We start from the raw sequence: 16,153 nt of genomic DNA, 5'->3' as shown, positions 1-16,153 counted from the left end.
TGCCTGCCGCCCCATTCTCGTGCATCCACTAGAGCCTCTGCGTCACTCGGCACTTGGGAAACGCCGAACAGCCCCAGAACCGTTTCCCCGCATTCGGGCCGGACTTCACGGTGCGAATGAGTAATGCACTGCCGCATTTTGGGCACTTGCGCTCGGCTGTTGGATCATTGCGGCGCTTGAGGTTTTGCACATGTTTACGGTGGGTGGCCAGACCTGGCGGGCGCCGGCCGCTTCGCAGAGCTTGCACAAGCGTTTCAACTTCAGCCTCAGTGAATACCGGCTGCTTGAATGACTTTATGTAACGAATGAAGCCACTACCTTGGGTGACATTGGCGGGCATCTCGGATTTGAAGGTGCTTGCGCCAACAAAAGTGACAACCGAGTGCAGATGTTCCGGTTCTACGCCGAGAGTGGTCTGCAGAGCCTTGAGATGTTTGAAGTTCTGCCGCAGTGGGTTCTGGAACGTGTATGTATTTTTATATAACTTCTGTGTCCACTGCGATTGCCTTTCGCTACCGAATATCCAGCCACTTTTGTTCTTGGTCTCCACAACGAAGATGCCGTAGGGAGACAGGAATACATGGTCAATTTGGGTGGTGCCATCGATCGTATTCAGCGTGATGTTGTGCATGCGACGGTAAGTCCGCTTGTCCAGCCGACATCTGGCAACCAGCCGTACCAGGAGCTCGCCCATGTGACCTTTGGCCCAGCGTGATTGCAGTAGAGCGATTAGCAGCAAAGGCGGGATAAACCAGCGAAGAGCATCCCAAACCTGCATGAAGCTATGAGTGAAGTCCATTCCTCTGCCTCAATGTGTAGCCGAATCGAGCATCAATGGACCATAGCGCGATACGAGAGTTTGTCCATTTCGAATTTACTCTCGAAAATTTGTGAATCGACCCTGCATTTGTAGGCGCACGGAGTGGCTGCTTTTGGCCGTTATTTGCCTGTCACAACCGCAGCCGACTGCTGCTGGATGCGATGAGCCGCCCGAGGTTGTATTCCGAGATTGCTCATGAGCGATTTACCTGCGAGAGGTCGGCGGGCTCATTTGCATTGCCCCACACGTCCTCAAACCTGAAATGGCTTTTAGCTGTCTGTGCCTGTCTCTCATCTCAAACATCACCGATTTTTTGAAATAACACCACCCATGTATTGATTCAAATCGCGCAGATCTTTAACGCTCCATGAGTACGGCGAGAGCTTTACACCGTTCTCTCGTAACGTTTTTGGAATTAAGTCTCCATTGGGACGAAGTATTATCGATGACACAATCACGCCCGGATAATTATTCAATCGTTTTTTGAAAGCGGAGGTTGTTAGATCAGGTGTAAGAGGATTGCTTTTATTAGCCAATGGCCCTGTAGCTTTGAGATCTATTCCGTGACACATGGCGCATCGCTGTAAATAGAGGTTTTTTCCATTAACATTTTCAGCGAAGGATAGTGATGTTTGAGCTAACGACACCCCCCCTAGAAAAGTAATGAATAATAGTTTCATGGTTTTTATCTTCTTTGATGGAATCGGCGTTGACTGGGTGCGATTGGTGGGTGCGCTCTGTGGCGAGCAATCAGTTTCCCGCCACAGAGGGGCCGTGCTTACTCCTTCACTACAACGTTATCCAGCGCCTGATTCACCGCCAGTTCCCCCAGCATGACCACCTGCGTAATCCCCATCAGCGTCTTGCGGTGTGAGTTCTCCAACAACGCCGCGAGATTGCTGAGCATGGTGGTCGCCGAGCCCAGTGATTCGCTGGCGTTGACCAGCAGGGATTCTGAGTCGCACTTGGGGTGGTCGAGGGCGCGTTCGGCCGCTACTTGGAGCTTTTTCGAATCGAGGGATTCGTAGGGCGATGCCGGATCGGTGTCGGGCGGGTTGGGTGTTGGTTTGATCATAGTAAAACTCCTAATTGAAAACGGAGCCTTCACCCACGCTACCAAACGATGGGTGGCGGCCATACGCGGGTTGGTAGACCGGTAACTAGGAACCCGGCGCTCCCATGAGAGCCCTGCGCATGGCCACCATAAAGCAGAGACAGAACAGTCCTGCAAACGGTGCGCTATGCGACTAGTTATACCGGGCTACCAAACCCGATCACTGTTTTTTTCAGTGACCCAGCCACGATAGAACCCGCGCCCCAGACGCACAAGCCGGCGAATTCTGTCTTACCCGTAGGCGAAGGCGCAAGGCGTTGTAGCCTTTGGCTGGTAACAGGAGGCTTCGTTTAAACAGATGCGGGTTTTGTTGTTTAAGCGCCAAACAAATGAAATCCCTGTGGGCGCGAGCAAGCTCACTCCCACAGGGTTTTGTGTTTTGTCTGAGGGATTGGGGGGCACAAATATGCCCTGCCCCCCCTGCCCGGTCACTTTTTGTTGGCGGCCAGATAGTGCGCGACCAACGCATTGGCATGGCCATGGCCCATGCCGTGTTCATCTTTCAGCCAGGCCACCATTTCCATGTGCTTCCTGTCGCGCACTGTTCCGAGCAACGCCAGCCAGTGGCTAATCGGCTGCCCATACTTTTTCTCAATGGACGGAAAGTACGACGCCGGTCCTTTTACTTTTGTCTCTTCGGTCATGCTGCAAGCTCCTTTTGTCACGACGCAGTGTCGGATAACGCGCCTTGTCGTCAGCCCATAGAGTGGCCGCGATTGGCTATCCCAGCAACAACCCCTGCTCCGCCTCACACAACCCCACCACATAGTCCCAAACCACCCGCAGCCGCACCGACTTGTGCAACTCGCGCCGCGTACTGATCCAGTAACTTCGCTCAATACTTTCGTCGGGCAACAACGGCACCAGGTCCGCATCTGCACTTGCCATGTAACAAGGCAACACCGCAATTCCCAATCCGGAGCGCGCAGCCTGTTGCTGGGCGATGACGCTGGTGCTGTGAAACACCACCCGTGGATTGCGGCAGAAGCTATTAAGGAACATCAGTTCCTGGCTGAACAGCAAGTCGTCGACATAGCCGATCCAGGCATGGCGCCCGAGGTCTTCGCGGCTGCGCAATGGCGGTGAGCGGTCGAGATACGCCTGGCTGGCGTAGAGCCCCAGTCGATAGTCGGTGAGTTTGCGGGTGACCAGCATGTCGGCGGCCGGGCGTTCGAGGTGGATGCTGATTTCGGCTTCGCGGTTGAGGATGCTGACGAAGCGCGGCACCGCCACCAGTTCCACTTCTAGCCCCGGATAGCGTTCGAACAAGCCGTTCATGCGGCTGGCGAGGAACATGATGCCCAGCCCTTCCGTGACCCCGACGCGAATCTTGCCCAGCGGCGCGGTGGACTGGGTGATTTCTTCTTGGGCCAGCAGCGCGACATTTTCCATGGCTTCGGCGTGTTTGAGCAGCGCTTCGCCGGCCGGGGTCATTTCGTAACCCTGGGCATGCTGGACGAACAGCGCGGTGCCGAGGCTCTTTTCGATGGCCTCGATGTGCCGCGCGACTGTGGCGTGGGTGGTGTTCAAACGGCGGGCAGCGGTGAGCAAACGCCCGCTGCGCTGCAACTCGAGAAAAAACCGCAGGTCATTCCAGTCGAACATGATCCGTCCTTGAGGCAATGCTGTTTAAAAACGCACAGCGGCTGCGCAAAAACTAACATTCTTTTGACGAAAGCGAACAACTAGGATGACCGACAACAAGAACAACAAGACGAGGTCAGGGATGAAGACGCTCCTGGATGAATTCGACTACATCGTGGTCGGTGCCGGTCCGGCGGGTTGTTTGCTGGCCAATCGACTGTCGGCCAACCCGCAACACCGGGTGCTGCTGCTCGAAGCCGGTGGCCGCGATAACTATGCGTGGATTCACATTCCCGTGGGTTACCTGTTCTGCATCGGCAACCCGCGCACCGATTGGTGTTTCAAGACTCAGGCACAAGCCGGCCTGCAAGGTCGCACCCTGAGTTACCCGCGCGGCAAAGTGCTCGGCGGCTGTTCTTCCATCAACGGCATGATCTACATGCGTGGCCAGGCCGGCGACTACGACCGCTGGGCTGCCGATGGCAATCCGGGCTGGCGCTGGAACGACGTGTTGCCGTTGTTCAAAAAGAGCGAAAACCATTTTGCCGGCGACTCCGAGTTTCACGGCGCCAGCGGCGACTGGCGGGTTGAGCGGCAGCGGCTGTCGTGGCCGATTCTGGACGCCTTCCGCAACGCTGCCGAGCAGAGCGGCATTGCCAGCATTGATGATTTCAACCAGGGCGATAATGAAGGCTGCGGCTACTTTCAGGTCAATCAGAAGGCCGGGATCCGCTGGAATGCGGCCAAGGCTTTTCTCAAACCGGTCCGCCATCGTGTCAATCTCACCGTGCTGACCGACGTCGAAGTGGACCGCGTGTTGCTGGAAAACGGTCGCGCTTCAGCGCTGATAACGCGCTGGCAAGGTCAGGCGAAAACCTTCAAGGCGCGCAAGGAAATTGTCCTGTGTGCTGGCTCTGTCGGTTCACCGGGCATCCTTCAGCGTTCGGGGATAGGCCCTCGTCCCCTATTGCAACAACTGGGAATCGGCGTCGCCCATGAACTGCCGGGGGTGGGCGGCAATCTGCAGGATCACCTGCAATTGCGGTTGATCTACAAACTGGAAAATGCGCGAACGCTGAACCAGATCGCCGGCAGCGTGTGGGGCAAGATGGGCATGGGTTTGCGCTACCTGTATGACCGCAGCGGCCCGCTGTCCATGGCGCCGAGTCAACTGGGGGCCTTCGCCCGTTCGGGTCCGGAACAGACCTCGGCGAATCTCGAATATCACGTGCAGCCCTTGTCGCTGGAGCGCTTCGGCGAGCCGTTGCACCCCTTCCCTGCTTTTACTGCCTCGGTTTGCGATCTGCGGCCGCAGAGCCGTGGCCGAGTAGACATCAGTTCTGCCAACCCGCAGGACGCGCCAGTGATTCAACCCAACTATTTGAGTCACCCGGAGGATTTGCGCGTGGCGGCCGATGCCATTCGCCTGACCCGACGCATCGTTGCCGCGCCGGCGTTGCATGCGTTCAAACCGGTCGAGTACTTGCCCGGTGACCGTTTGCAGACGGAAGAGGAATTGCATGAGGCGGCTGCGCAGATCGGCACGACCATTTTCCATCCGGTGGGCACTTGCCGGATGGGTAATGATGCAGACGCGGTGGTGGATGCCGAGTTGCGGGTTCATGGAATTCCCGGGTTGCGTGTAGCTGATGCCTCGATCATGCCGCGCATTACTTCGGGTAATACCTGTTCGCCGACGTTGATGATCGCCGAAAAAGCGGCGCAGCTAATCCTCGAAACCAGTGCCAACCCCATTCCTGTAGGAGTGAGCCTGCTCGCAATGACGGACTGAAATTCAACATCGATGGTGACTGATACACCGCTATCGCGAGCAGGCTCACTCCTACAGTGGGTATTGCGCGCTACAAGGAACACGCAACACCAGTGGAACAACAAAAACAATCACTGTGAGGGATACCGATATGTCAGAACATGTTCAGACCCTGGAAGCCGCGCCCGTCGCGGCGATCACCCACGACACCCGCAAAGTCATCTTCGCCTCGTCACTGGGGACGGTGTTTGAGTGGTACGACTTTTTCCTCTATGGCGCCCTCGCGGCGGTCATCAGCAAACAATTTTTCGCCGGGGTCAACGACACCACGGCGTTCATCTTTGCGCTGATGGCCTTCGCCGCAGGCTTCATCGTGCGGCCTTTCGGCGCGTTGGTGTTCGGTCGATTGGGGGACATGATCGGACGCAAATACACCTTCCTCGCAACCATCGTACTCATGGGCCTGGCGACCTTCTGCGTCGGCTTACTGCCGACTTACGCGAGCATCGGCATCGCCGCGCCGATCATCCTCGTGGTGCTGCGCATGCTTCAGGGTCTGGCTCTGGGCGGTGAATATGGCGGCGCGGCCACCTATGTCGCAGAGCATGCACCGATAGGCAAACGCGGTTTCCACACCAGCTGGATTCAGTCCACGGCGACCCTCGGTTTATTGCTGTCATTGCTGGTGGTGCTCGGTTGCCGCTACTTCACTGGCGACCAGTTTGAAGTCTGGGGCTGGCGCATTCCGTTTCTGTTTTCGATCATTTTGCTGGGCATCTCGACCTGGATTCGCCTGAGCCTGCACGAGTCGCCGGCCTTCGTGAAAATGAAAGAGGAAGGCAAACTCTGCAAGTCGCCGCTTCGTGATTCTTTTGGCAAGTGGGAAAACCTCAAGGTCGTACTGATTGCCCTGTTCAGCATCAACGCCGGGCAAGCGGTAACCTTTTATGCCGCACAGTTTTACGTGTTGTTTTTCCTCACCCAGTTCCTGAAGATGGACCCGGCCGTGGCCAATGGCTTGCTGATCGTCAGTGTGATCATCGGCGCGCCATTCTTCATCTTCTTTGGCTGGCTATCGGACAAGGTCGGACGCAAACCGGTGCTGATGATCGGCCTGCTGCTGGCCACCGCGCTGTATTTCCCGATCTTCAAATCCCTCGCGCATTACGCCAACCCGGCCATTGACCAGGCCAGCCGTCAGGCGCCGATTACCGTATTGGCCGACCCGGCGACGTGCACGTTCCAGTTCGATCCGGTGGGCAAGGCAAAATTTGATAGCCCGTGCGACAAGGTCAAAACCTTCCTGGTCAAGCAAGGCCTGCCTTACGCAAGCGCCGCAGCACCCGCCGGCAGTGGCGTGCAGGTCAGTGTCGGTGACGTGAAAATCGACGGTTACGACGAAGCGGCCTTGCGTGGCGCGGTAACGCTGGCCGGCTACCCGTCACAGGCTGACATGCAGCAAATCAACAAACCAATGATCGTCGCGTTGATTGTGGCGCTGATCATTATCTCGGCCATGTGCTACGGCCCGCTGGCGGCATTGATGGTCGAACTGTTCCCGACGCGCATCCGCTACACCTCGATGTCGCTGCCTTATCACATCGGCAACGGCTGGTTCGGCGGGTTCCTGCCGACCGTGTCGTTTGCGTTGGTGGTCTACACCGGCGACATCTTCTACGGGCTCTGGTACCCGGTAGTGATTACCGCGGTGAGCCTGGTGGTGGGGATGATCTGTTTGCGCGAGACCAAGAACGTCGATCTCGATAAAAACTGACGGGACTTTGTGGCGAGGGCCTCCCTCGCCACACACCTTGGGAAACGATCCTCAGACCTCGGAATCGAGTAACTCGAATTTCACCTGATCCGGGTAGAACGCCACGTATCCACGAATCTGATCGACGGATATTTTAGGGTTCTCGTAACTCCAGACCGCATTGGCGCCTTCATGCCCCGGGACTTGCAGGCTGTAATAGCTGGCATCGCCCTTGTAGGGGCAATAACTGGTGTGGTCGGTGCGGGCGTAATACTTTTCGTCGATGTCCTCTCGCGGTATGTAATACACCGGCGGGTAATTGGCCTCCAACAGCACCAGTGCGCGCGCGGACGCGGCCACCTGAATGCCATGAAACTTCACCAGCAGGCAGCCCGGCTGCTCGGCGATGGTAATAACAGGACTAGGACCGGAGCTTTTCATGGAATACGTTCCTCATGACGGTGATGAACCTGGGAGCGTGGCCCGCCCTTGATCGTGCGTGCAGTTGCCCCGAAACCTGAGACCACAACTGTCAGGTATAACCCAAAATCCGCCGTCGCCACGACCCCACAGCCGAACGGGCATTTTTGACGGCCGCAACCGGACGCAACAGCTTTGCTGTACATCCATACAGATAAAGATTGATCCGGCGCTCATCACCGGCCATTCTGTGCGCCTCTTGCACACTTGATGAACGATGGTGGTTATGCGGCTGTACCTCTGTGAAAAACCTTCCCAGGCCAAGGACATTGCGGCCGTGCTGGGCGCCAAGCGTCGGGGCGACGGCTGCTGGCTGGGAACAGACGTCACAGTGACCTGGTGCATCGGCCACTTACTCGAAACCGCCCCCCCGGACGCCTACGACGTGCGCTACAAACGCTGGGTACTGGCGGACCTGCCGATCATTCCCGAAAAGTGGAAGATGACCGTCAAGCCGCGTACGGCCAGTCAGTACAAAGCTGTCAAACGCTTGCTCGGCGAGGCCAATGAGTTGGTGATCGCCACCGACGCCGACCGCGAAGGCGAGATGATCGCCCGCGAACTGGTCGAGCACTGCCGCTATCGCGGGCCGATCCGCCGGTTGTGGCTGTCGGCGCTGGACGACGCGTCGATCCGCAAGGCACTGGCCACACTCAAGCCGGGGGCCGAGACGTTCAGCCTTTATCATTCGGCGCTGGGTCGATCCCGGGCCGACTGGCTGATCGGGATGAACATGAGCCGGTTGTTTACGTTGCTGGGGCGTCAATCCGGATATCAGGGTGTGTTGCCGGTGGGCCGGGTGCAGACGCCAACCTTGCGGCTGGTGGTGGACCGTGATCGCAGCATTGCTGATTTCGTCCCCGTAGCTTATTGGGCCATCGACGTGCAGTTGTTGCATGAAGGGACGACGTTTACGGCTCAGTGGCGCGCGGCGTCCGATGCTTGTGATGATCAGGATCGCTGCCTGAATCAGGGTCTCGCGCAAAACGCGGCTCAAGCGCTTGCGAACGCAGCGACTGCGCGTGTGATCAAGCTGCGCACCGAGCGCATGCGTGAAGTCGCCCCGCTGCCCTTCGATCTGGGCACCTTGCAGGAAGTCTGTTCGAAGAAGTTAGGGCTCGGCGCCCAGGAAACCCTGGATATCGCCCAGGCGCTCTACGAAACCCACAAAGTCATCACCTACCCGCGCAGTGATTGCGGTTTTCTGCCGTTGAGTCAGCACAGTGAAGCCCCCGGCATTCTCGCCGCGTTGCGTCAGGCTGACCCGTCCCTGAACGCCCTGAACGATTATCTGGAACCGCAACGGCGCTCACGGGCCTGGAACGATGCCAAGGTCACCGCGCACCACGGCATCATCCCCACTGCGGCGGCAAAGAATCTGGAAAGGCTGATGGGCAAACAGCGGGCGGTCTACACACTGATTCGCGCCCGTTATCTGGCGCAGTTCCTGCCCAATCATGAATACGACCGCACTCAGGCCGACTTCAATTGTGCCGGTGAAGCCCTGCGTGCCGTCGGCAAGCAGATCGTCGAGCCCGGCTGGAAGCGTGCCTTGCCGGAAGCTTTCGCCCCCGCCAAGGGCCGTGAGGCTCCCGCGCCACAAACGTTGCCGGCAATGGCCGAAGGGCTGGATTGCGCCGTCGCCGACGTCAGGCTCAAGGACCTGTGGACGCAACCACCCAAGCCGTTCACCGAAGGCGACCTGATCAAAGCCATGAAGAACGTGGCCAAACTGGTGGAAGACCCGCTGCTCAAACAGAAACTCAAGGACACCACCGGCATCGGCACCGAGGCGACGCGCGCCTCGATCATTCAGGGCCTTCTTGACCGTGGTTACCTGATCAAGAACGGCAAAGCGCTGGCCGCTACTCCGGCGGCCTTCAGCCTGATCGATGCGGTGCCGCGCGCGATTGCCGACCCCGGCACCACCGCGATCTGGGAACAAGCGCTGGACATGGTGCAAAGTGGCGAAATGAGCCTGGAAGAGTTCGTCACCAAACAGGCGGCGTGGATGAGCAAGCAAGTCGCCCGTTGCGCCGGTTTGAGCCTGACCATCAGCGGGCCCGCCAGCCCGGCCGGACGAGGTGCCGCACCCTGGAAGAAAAAACGCAAACCGGCGACACGCAAACCTTCGACAGGCAGCAAACGCGCCGCGAAACCGGCAAGCAAGGCTTAATGGCACTTTGAACGGACGAGGATGGTCTAGTGTTCCTCAAGTCCGGCGACTGCCTGTTCTGAAAAGACATCGCAGCTTCGTTTCACTCGACAGCGGCTACAGGAATCTTATTTATGATTATCGTGCATCACCTGAACAACTCCCGCTCCCAGCGCATTCTCTGGCTGCTGGAAGAACTGGCGATTCCTTATGAGCTAAAACTGTATCAGCGCGATCCGAAAACCAATCTCGCCCCGCCGGAATTGAAAGCGATCAATGCGCTGGGCAAATCCCCGGTCATCGAAGACGGTGCGCAGAAGCTGATCGAGTCCGCAGCGATCATCGACTACCTGATCCGCCGTCATGGCCAGGGTCGCCTGCAACCCGATCCTTCCACCCCTGCCTACGACGAATACGTCCAGTGGCTGCACTTCGCCGAAGGCTCGGCGATGTTGCCGCTGATGCTGAACCTGTATGTCGGACGCCTGGGTGAAGCCGGTGCGCCGCTGCATCCGCGCATCAACTCGGAAGTGGCCAATTACCTGGGCTACCTCGACACTGCACTGAGCCAGTCCGATTACCTGCTCGGTGATGAGTTCAGCGCCGCCGATATCCAGATGAGCTTCATCGGCGAAATCGCCCGGGCCCAGGGCAAACTGGCCAACTACCCGCACGTGGCGGCCTGGGTCCAACGCTTCCAGGCACGCCCGGCTTACCTCGCTGCGTTGAAGAAAGGCGGCCAGTACGACTTCGCGCCGCACTGAGTGATCCTGACAGGGCCACGGATGGCCCTGCATCATCTGGAGCGCCCCGCATGCCCTCGATAGAACTGCACGCCGCACACCGCGACGATCTCGACGTCCTCGAAAACCTGATGCAGTTCTACATCTACGATTTCAGCGAATGGCTGCCACTGGAACTGGGTGAGCACGGTTTTTTCAATACCCAGCCCAAACTCGATTACTGGCGTAACCCCGCGACCCAGCCATTTCTGATCCGGGTCAACGGTGAGCTGGCCGGTTTCGTGACCGTGGACGACGACACCCACCTCGAAGGCGCCGAGTACAACATCGGCTACTTTTTTGTCAGTCGGCGCTTCCGTGGCCAAGGTGTCGCGAAGTTTGTCGTTTCCACCCTCTTGAGGCAGTTCCCCGGTCAATGGCAGATTTTCCATATTGATGCGAATCCGCCTGCACGGCGGTTCTGGGCCAAAGTGATGCCTGATCTCACGGGCAATCAATTCACCGTGCATCAGCAGCCAGTAGACGGTTACCCCTGCACGTTCTACCGCTTCCTGAGCCCGCAGCCCTTGGCCTGACGGGCGTGTTCCGACCTCGCTTTTTCATTCCAATCCGTTTTGTCCGACAATATGTAGTGACTGATAAAAATCACTACATAACGGTTGACGCCTTTGGTTTGCCCTTGCATGATGCAGACATCTCCCCGATCGGGAGTACAGCAACATGTTTGAGCAAGCTCGTCTGACCGCCGAGCTGTTTTTCCCGGATACACGCTGCCCACAAGGCAGATTGAAGAAGCTGACCTGGCCCGAACGTCCAGTACAAGGACGAGAAGCGCTGGCGATCAATCCTCATGAAGCTTGTGGCCGACCCTGAAAAGTCGGCAGTGGCCTCCAGGTTCTCGCTGCTTCTCTTCGTTGTGACGCTAACGCGTAGCAGTTATTCAACACGACTACATGCAACAGACGCGAGACCCCGTTGAATTCGACGGCCGACCGCTGACGTCCTGGTTTCGGTGCCAGGGATCAACTAACCGATGGGCTACTTGTATTAGCGAACCAACTTTGAAAGATCACCAAATGGTCAAGGGGCAAATTATGAATCTGAACAATCAACCTTCTATCGATGAACTGGCTCGTCTGTTCGCGGCGCAAAAAGACAGCCACGACAGCCACATTCTGTGGATCAGCAAATCGGGCCAGGTTCATATAGACTGCCTGTCGCCTCACGCTCATGAAGCGGAGTTCGACCAGAACAACCAGAACCTGCTGGCCCGGCTGAAGATGTACCGTCGCGGCCAAGGCTATGTCGGCAAGAAAGCCGCGGCCGACAAGGACTTCATCGGTAATGTTCTGCAAACGCTGAAACAGGCATGGGCTTCGCTGCAGAACCAAAACGAAGTTCGGGTGATTGATCGGTTCTACTAATAAACTGACTCACTGATAAAAAAGGGCCTGCTCCCATTAAAGAGCAGGCCCTTTTTTGTGCCTGAGTGTTTTACAACCCCAATACCAGGTTCATAAACGCCACCGACGCTGCGCTGTGGTAGTTGTTTTTACGACGCAACAACGCCGCCCCGCGTGTAGGTGCCTCCCCCAACAATGGAATCTTGCGCAGTGCGCGCTCCTGGCTGGCGATGGCTTCCGGCAGGATGGTGGCAATTGCCGTGTGACGAATGACTTCCAGCAAGGTGCTCACAGAATTGACCTCGATGACTACCTTGGGCGTGATCTGCTCCTGAGCAAAATACTCATTGATGCGAGTGCGGGTGATGAAATCCGGGGTCAACAGCGCGAACTCCAGTTGAGCAAGTTCATCAGCGGGCAATGCGACCTGGCTGTCATACAACGGGTGATCGCGCCCCACCATCACACCCAACGTCTCGGTAAATGCCGGGATCGACTCAATGTCGGCACTTCTGACTTCATTGAACGCAATGGCGATGTCCAGTGAGTCATCCGCCAACCCCGCTTCAATGTCATCCATCGACAGTTCGAAAATCTCCAGATGGATATTAGGAAACCGCGCCACGTAATCGCGCACCAGTGGCCCCACCAGATACGCCATGAACGTCGGCGTCATCGCCAGGCGCAAGGTGCCGCGGGACAAGTCCTTCACATCATGTAACGCACGCTTGCCGGCCTCCAGCTCCACTAAAACCCGACGAGCGCACTCGATGTAGGCGTCGCCGGCATCGGTCGGCTTGACCGTGCGCGAGCTGCGGTCGAACAGGCTCACGCCCAGCGTTTCTTCAAGCTGGCGGATTTGCTGAGACAAGGTCGGCTGCGACACATGCAACGCCTCGGCGGCACGGGTGAAGCCGCCGTGGTCGGCGACCGCCAGCAAGTAGCGCAGATGTCGTAGCAGCATGGAGGCTCCATCTATAGACAAGACTTATGCGCAGCATTGTATATCGGACTTGTACGCTATGAATCAATCGGCAGAAACAAGTCGAAGACCCGGAAGGTGGCTACCGCGCGGTGATCACCCTTGACGGCAAGTTCCTGCCCCTGCGCCCGTTCTAAGTTGAGACCGGCCAGCCCTACGGCGCGGGCCACCCCTACCTCACGCATGAGGACACGTTATTCATCACCTGCCTGGCGCAGGAAAAAGGCCTGTTGAATTTGGGTGGATGGGTTTACGACATCGAAACCGGTTCGATTGACGCACTGGAGGCCGGCAGTCGCACCTTCGTCTTGCTGGCCGAACACCCGACTACCTGCGCGGTGTACGGCAAAGCCGTCGAAGCCGCGTGATGAACCCCCCTTGCGCAGCGCTCCCGATTCCGGAAGCGCTGCTGACAGGGTCATTTTTCGTCTGACGAACGTGGCCGTTGCTCAACGCCCTCTTCAGCGTTGGGGGCTTCGGGAAAACGGCCGGGTTTGAACACGTGCGTCAACAATTCCCGGGCATCGACGTCGACAACCCCTTGAACCGAGCGAGTGAGCGCAACCGCTTGTTCACATTGCCGATGGGTATTGACCCGGCCACTCAACGCCACGGTGCCCGCATGGGTTCTGACGTGAATGTGCAGGGCAAGGCTAGGTTCGCCCATGGCCAGGGCCGACTTCACCCGGGCCGTCAGCCAGGTGTCATGAGCGACCGATTCCAGGTGATGGGAATACTGCTCGAAGGAACGAAGTTTCATGATGGATCCCTCTTTCAGAACGAAGGAGCAAACACCTTAATTATAGTGTGCCCCTCGCCTGAGGTCGGAAAGCCTAGCGTTTGACCGACAGATCCGTCTGCGTCATGCGACTGCGAATGGTGAACACACCGTCGCCTGAGAGAATCGCGCTGCGCGCAAACAGTCGCCCGCTCTCCCAGTTCGAAAGACCGAGTTCCGGCTTGTTCAAGGCGTACTGTCCATCGACCCAGCGCGTGATGCCGTTGCCGACAAAAGGCGCGTTGACGGCGTTGTAGAAACGCTCATGGGCCGCGTCATCCTCACTGATCAGCGACACCGTGAACTGCGGGCTGAAGCGATTGAACAGGCCGATCGCGCGGTCCAGGTCATCGACGATCATCAGGCTGACTTCCGGGGTTTCTTCCCATTCCCACTCGCGGCCTAATTGGTCCTCCGGCAGTGGCTCGGCCATCGCTTCGGTGCAATAGCCTTCGGCGCGGTAGACCTCAACGCTCGCGCTCGACCATTCAGTCGGCAAACAAGCCTCGCTGCCTTCGACGATGTGCAGCTTGCAGCCCTGGCCCCGCGCAGTGCCGGCCTGTTGCAACGCCTCCAGAAACAGCGGCACCAGATCGGCGGCGCGGTCACGCTGGATCAGGCAGACGTTGAGGGTATTGCAGACCTTGCGGTCCAGGGAATTGCGCACCACGGCGGCAAAGCGCGTCGCGTCGGCGTGTTTGTCGGCGATCAGCCAGGCGCCACCGGTGCCGTGAAGGCTGACGGCGGTGCCCGCCTGTTGGGCGATGCTGCCCAATTGGCTGACCGCACGCCCCGACCCTCGGGCCACCGCCAGGGACAGACGCCGGTCGGCGAACATCGCCCAACCGGCCGCATGATTGACGCTTTCGACCAGCGATACCGCGCCGACTGGCAATCCGGCGTCGCTCAACGCCGGGTTCAGCGCATGAGTGACGATCGCCTGGGCGGTTCCCAACGCATCGCTGCCAATGCGCAACACGGCGGTGTTGCCGGTGCGCAAGACACCGGCGGCATCGGCGAACACATTCGGCCGACCTTCAAAGACAAACGCGACGATGCCCAACGGCGACACCACTTGCTCGACTTTCCAGCCATCATGCTCGACGCAGCTGATCACTTTACCGCGTGTGGCCGACGCATCGCGCCACGCCCGCAGGCCGGCGATCATGTCGCAGCGCATGCGTTCATCCGCCAGCAAACGCGTGATGGAACGTCCACGGGCCTTGGCGCGCTCAATGTCAGCAAGGTTGGCGGCCGCAATCAAATCCCAGCATTGCGGGGTTTCCAGACGCTGGGCAAACAGGTCGAAGAAGGTGCTGATCGCTTGATCCGACACTGCCGACATTGCGGTAAAGGCCGCTTCTGCGCGCTCGATCGCAACGCTGGCCGCCTGCTGGTCCGCCACCGGAATCAGCAACAATTCACCGCTGACCTGTTCGACCAGCAGGTGGTCTCCGGGCTGGAAGCGCGCAGCCAGTTCGGGGCTGACGAGCGTGACACGATTACCGGCAAAAGGAATCGGCGTACCAGCGACTAGACGTTCGAGCACAAGAGACATGAAGCGGTTTCACCATGCAGGGGGCGGCCGGAAAATGTATAGGAAATTTTCCGGAGCGTCATCAAGGCCGTCCGTTAAAACACCGACCAGCCAATCCGTTGGCTCAGCAATTCCAGCGCGGCCATCCCGGCCAGGGAATTGCCGGCGGCGTTCAATTCCGGCGACCACACGCACACCGTGAATTGCCCCGGCACTACCGCGACAATCCCGCCGCCGACACCGCTCTTGCCCGGCAAGCCCACGCGATAGGCGAAGTTACCGGCCTCGTCGTACAGCCCGCTGGTGGCCATGATCGAGTTGACCTGTTGAGTCTGGCGCGCGGAGAGGATCTGTTCGCCGCTGTGTTTGCAGAACCCGTCGTTGGCCAGGAAACAGAAGGCCCGGGCGAGGTCCACGCAATTCATGCGCAATGCACAATGGCTGAAGTAGCTGCGCAGCACGGATTCGACATCGTTGTGAAAGTTGCCGAACGACTGCATCAGGTAGGCCATCGCGGCGTTGCGCGCACGGTGCTGGTATTCGGACTCGGCGACTTTGCTATCGACCATGACCTGCGGATTGCCGGACAGCCGACGGACAAAATCCCGCATCGACAGCGCCGGGGCGGCAAAGCGCGACTGATTGATGTCGCAGATCACCAGGGCGCCGGCATTGATGAACGGGTTACGCGGACGGCCGCGCTCGAATTCCAGTTGCACCAGCGAGTTGAAGGGTTGGCCGGAAGGCTCGTGGCCCAGACGTTCCCAGATCGCCTCACCGGAGTGTTCGATGGCCTGCACCAGGCTGAACACCTTGGAAATACTCTGCACCGAGAACGGCGTCTCGGCATCGCCCGCGCAGTACAACTCACCGTCGTTGCTGTACACGGCGATGCCCAATTGATTGGCCGGCACGGTGCCGAGGGCTGGAATGTAGTCCGCCACCTTGCCCTGCCCAATCAGCGGCCGGACGGCATCGAGGATCTCGTTCAACAACGCTTGCATGCGAGGTTCCAAAGTCACGCCCCATGGGA

General features: G+C 58.4%; 17 protein-coding genes and 2 pseudogenes. 9 read left to right on the top strand and 10 right to left on the bottom strand.

Annotated features, from left to right (window positions below):
- Nucleotides 1–28 precede the first annotated feature (28 nt).
- The 5 genes from NL116_RS12580 to NL116_RS12560 form a co-directional block, all read right to left on the bottom strand.
- A complete protein-coding gene (locus NL116_RS12580) occupies nucleotides 29–799 on the bottom strand; it encodes a nuclease-related domain-containing protein (protein WP_494377439.1) in 771 nt (256 codons plus the stop codon).
- Between the two features lie 323 nt (nucleotides 800–1,122).
- A complete protein-coding gene (locus NL116_RS12575) occupies nucleotides 1,123–1,500 on the bottom strand; it encodes a c-type cytochrome (RefSeq protein ID WP_494377438.1) in 378 nt (125 codons plus the stop codon).
- 98 nt (nucleotides 1,501–1,598) lie between these two features.
- A complete protein-coding gene (locus NL116_RS12570) occupies nucleotides 1,599–1,895 on the bottom strand; it encodes a DUF6124 family protein (protein WP_494377437.1) in 297 nt (98 codons plus the stop codon).
- A gap of 467 nt (nucleotides 1,896–2,362) precedes the next feature.
- A complete protein-coding gene (locus tag NL116_RS12565) occupies nucleotides 2,363–2,578 on the bottom strand; it encodes a DUF4287 domain-containing protein (RefSeq protein WP_494377436.1) in 216 nt (71 codons plus the stop codon).
- A gap of 76 nt (nucleotides 2,579–2,654) precedes the next feature.
- Entirely contained in the window at nucleotides 2,655–3,539 is an 885-nt protein-coding gene (locus NL116_RS12560) for a LysR family transcriptional regulator (protein ID WP_027925332.1), read from the bottom strand.
- A gap of 121 nt (nucleotides 3,540–3,660) precedes the next feature.
- Here NL116_RS12560 and NL116_RS12555 point away from each other — a divergent pair, with 121 nt between their 5' ends.
- Both NL116_RS12555 and NL116_RS12550 read left to right on the top strand, forming a co-directional pair.
- Nucleotides 3,661–5,310: a GMC family oxidoreductase gene (locus tag NL116_RS12555; protein ID WP_494377435.1), complete on the top strand. Its 1,650-nt coding sequence runs from the start codon at nucleotides 3,661–3,663 to the stop codon at nucleotides 5,308–5,310.
- Between the two features lie 130 nt (nucleotides 5,311–5,440).
- Nucleotides 5,441–7,063: an MFS transporter gene (locus tag NL116_RS12550; protein WP_494377434.1), complete on the top strand. Its 1,623-nt coding sequence runs from the start codon at nucleotides 5,441–5,443 to the stop codon at nucleotides 7,061–7,063.
- 51 nt (nucleotides 7,064–7,114) lie between these two features.
- On the opposite strand, the gene NL116_RS12545 is transcribed toward NL116_RS12550, so the two are convergent.
- Nucleotides 7,115–7,483, bottom strand: a complete 369-nt coding sequence (locus NL116_RS12545) for a DUF427 domain-containing protein (protein WP_494377433.1) — start codon at nucleotides 7,481–7,483, stop codon at nucleotides 7,115–7,117.
- A gap of 265 nt (nucleotides 7,484–7,748) precedes the next feature.
- Between NL116_RS12545 and NL116_RS12540 the strand changes: the two genes are divergently transcribed.
- From NL116_RS12540 to NL116_RS12520, 5 genes are all read left to right on the top strand, one after another.
- The gene (locus NL116_RS12540) at nucleotides 7,749–9,698 is read left to right on the top strand and encodes a DNA topoisomerase III (RefSeq protein WP_494377432.1); all 1,950 of its coding nucleotides are present in this window, start codon (nucleotides 7,749–7,751) and stop codon (nucleotides 9,696–9,698) included.
- A 113-nt stretch (nucleotides 9,699–9,811) separates the two neighbouring features.
- Nucleotides 9,812–10,441, top strand: coding sequence for a glutathione S-transferase family protein (locus NL116_RS12535; RefSeq protein WP_494377431.1), 630 nt, complete (start codon nucleotides 9,812–9,814; stop codon nucleotides 10,439–10,441).
- Nucleotides 10,442–10,491: 50 nt separating this feature from the next.
- Nucleotides 10,492–10,995 (top strand): GNAT family N-acetyltransferase, encoded by a 504-nt coding sequence (locus NL116_RS12530; RefSeq protein WP_494377430.1) that lies wholly within the window; start codon nucleotides 10,492–10,494, stop codon nucleotides 10,993–10,995.
- Nucleotides 10,996–11,140: 145 nt separating this feature from the next.
- Nucleotides 11,141–11,293, top strand: a complete 153-nt coding sequence (locus tag NL116_RS12525; protein WP_007946257.1) for a hypothetical protein — start codon at nucleotides 11,141–11,143, stop codon at nucleotides 11,291–11,293.
- A 221-nt stretch (nucleotides 11,294–11,514) separates the two neighbouring features.
- On the top strand, nucleotides 11,515–11,844 hold the full coding sequence (locus NL116_RS12520; protein WP_027925325.1) for a hypothetical protein: 330 nt from the start codon (nucleotides 11,515–11,517) through the stop codon (nucleotides 11,842–11,844).
- A 70-nt stretch (nucleotides 11,845–11,914) separates the two neighbouring features.
- On the opposite strand, the gene cynR is transcribed toward NL116_RS12520, so the two are convergent.
- Nucleotides 11,915–12,787: a transcriptional regulator CynR gene (gene cynR / locus NL116_RS12515; protein WP_494377429.1), complete on the bottom strand. Its 873-nt coding sequence runs from the start codon at nucleotides 12,785–12,787 to the stop codon at nucleotides 11,915–11,917.
- 74 nt (nucleotides 12,788–12,861) lie between these two features.
- Here cynR and NL116_RS12510 point away from each other — a divergent pair.
- Together NL116_RS12510 and NL116_RS12505 are read left to right on the top strand one after the other, a co-directional pair.
- A pseudogene (locus NL116_RS12510) lies at nucleotides 12,862–12,942 on the top strand (cyanase); the annotation flags it as partial.
- A gap of 72 nt (nucleotides 12,943–13,014) precedes the next feature.
- Nucleotides 13,015–13,173: pseudogene (locus NL116_RS12505) on the top strand (carbonic anhydrase); the annotation flags it as partial.
- Nucleotides 13,174–13,223: 50 nt separating this feature from the next.
- Here the strand turns inward: NL116_RS12505 and NL116_RS12500 are convergent.
- From NL116_RS12500 to glsB, 3 genes are all read right to left on the bottom strand, one after another.
- On the bottom strand, nucleotides 13,224–13,565 hold the full coding sequence (locus NL116_RS12500; RefSeq protein WP_494377428.1) for a BON domain-containing protein: 342 nt from the start codon (nucleotides 13,563–13,565) through the stop codon (nucleotides 13,224–13,226).
- Nucleotides 13,566–13,638: 73 nt separating this feature from the next.
- The gene (locus NL116_RS12495; protein ID WP_494377427.1) at nucleotides 13,639–15,141 is read right to left on the bottom strand and encodes an aldehyde dehydrogenase family protein; all 1,503 of its coding nucleotides are present in this window, start codon (nucleotides 15,139–15,141) and stop codon (nucleotides 13,639–13,641) included.
- Nucleotides 15,142–15,215: 74 nt separating this feature from the next.
- The gene (gene glsB / locus NL116_RS12490; RefSeq protein ID WP_494377426.1) at nucleotides 15,216–16,124 is read right to left on the bottom strand and encodes a glutaminase B; all 909 of its coding nucleotides are present in this window, start codon (nucleotides 16,122–16,124) and stop codon (nucleotides 15,216–15,218) included.
- Nucleotides 16,125–16,153: the final 29 nt, after the last annotated feature.

The organism is Pseudomonas sp. FBCC-B1667, from assembly GCF_059133255.1.
This window is presented reverse-complemented; position numbering and strand designations above follow the sequence as displayed.

Bases quoted from the DNA above. Each gene is read 5' to 3' on its own strand.
- NL116_RS12580 (WP_494377439.1), bottom strand. From the start codon at position 799: ATGGACTTCACTCATAGCTTCATGCAGGTTTGGGATGCTCTTCGCTGG.
- NL116_RS12575 (WP_494377438.1), bottom strand. From the start codon at position 1,500: ATGAAACTATTATTCATTACTTTTCTAGGGGGGGTGTCGTTAGCTCAA.
- NL116_RS12570 (WP_494377437.1), bottom strand. From the start codon at position 1,895: ATGATCAAACCAACACCCAACCCGCCCGACACCGATCCGGCATCGCCC.
- NL116_RS12565 (WP_494377436.1), bottom strand. From the start codon at position 2,578: ATGACCGAAGAGACAAAAGTAAAAGGACCGGCGTCGTACTTTCCGTCC.
- NL116_RS12560 (WP_027925332.1), bottom strand. From the start codon at position 3,539: ATGTTCGACTGGAATGACCTGCGGTTTTTTCTCGAGTTGCAGCGCAGC.
- NL116_RS12555 (WP_494377435.1), top strand. From the start codon at position 3,661: ATGAAGACGCTCCTGGATGAATTCGACTACATCGTGGTCGGTGCCGGT.
- NL116_RS12550 (WP_494377434.1), top strand. From the start codon at position 5,441: ATGTCAGAACATGTTCAGACCCTGGAAGCCGCGCCCGTCGCGGCGATC.
- NL116_RS12545 (WP_494377433.1), bottom strand. From the start codon at position 7,483: ATGAAAAGCTCCGGTCCTAGTCCTGTTATTACCATCGCCGAGCAGCCG.
- NL116_RS12540 (WP_494377432.1), top strand. From the start codon at position 7,749: ATGCGGCTGTACCTCTGTGAAAAACCTTCCCAGGCCAAGGACATTGCG.
- NL116_RS12535 (WP_494377431.1), top strand. From the start codon at position 9,812: ATGATTATCGTGCATCACCTGAACAACTCCCGCTCCCAGCGCATTCTC.
- NL116_RS12530 (WP_494377430.1), top strand. From the start codon at position 10,492: ATGCCCTCGATAGAACTGCACGCCGCACACCGCGACGATCTCGACGTC.
- NL116_RS12525 (WP_007946257.1), top strand. From the start codon at position 11,141: ATGTTTGAGCAAGCTCGTCTGACCGCCGAGCTGTTTTTCCCGGATACA.
- NL116_RS12520 (WP_027925325.1), top strand. From the start codon at position 11,515: ATGAATCTGAACAATCAACCTTCTATCGATGAACTGGCTCGTCTGTTC.
- cynR (WP_494377429.1), bottom strand. From the start codon at position 12,787: ATGCTGCTACGACATCTGCGCTACTTGCTGGCGGTCGCCGACCACGGC.
- NL116_RS12500 (WP_494377428.1), bottom strand. From the start codon at position 13,565: ATGAAACTTCGTTCCTTCGAGCAGTATTCCCATCACCTGGAATCGGTC.
- NL116_RS12495 (WP_494377427.1), bottom strand. From the start codon at position 15,141: ATGTCTCTTGTGCTCGAACGTCTAGTCGCTGGTACGCCGATTCCTTTT.
- glsB (WP_494377426.1), bottom strand. From the start codon at position 16,124: ATGCAAGCGTTGTTGAACGAGATCCTCGATGCCGTCCGGCCGCTGATT.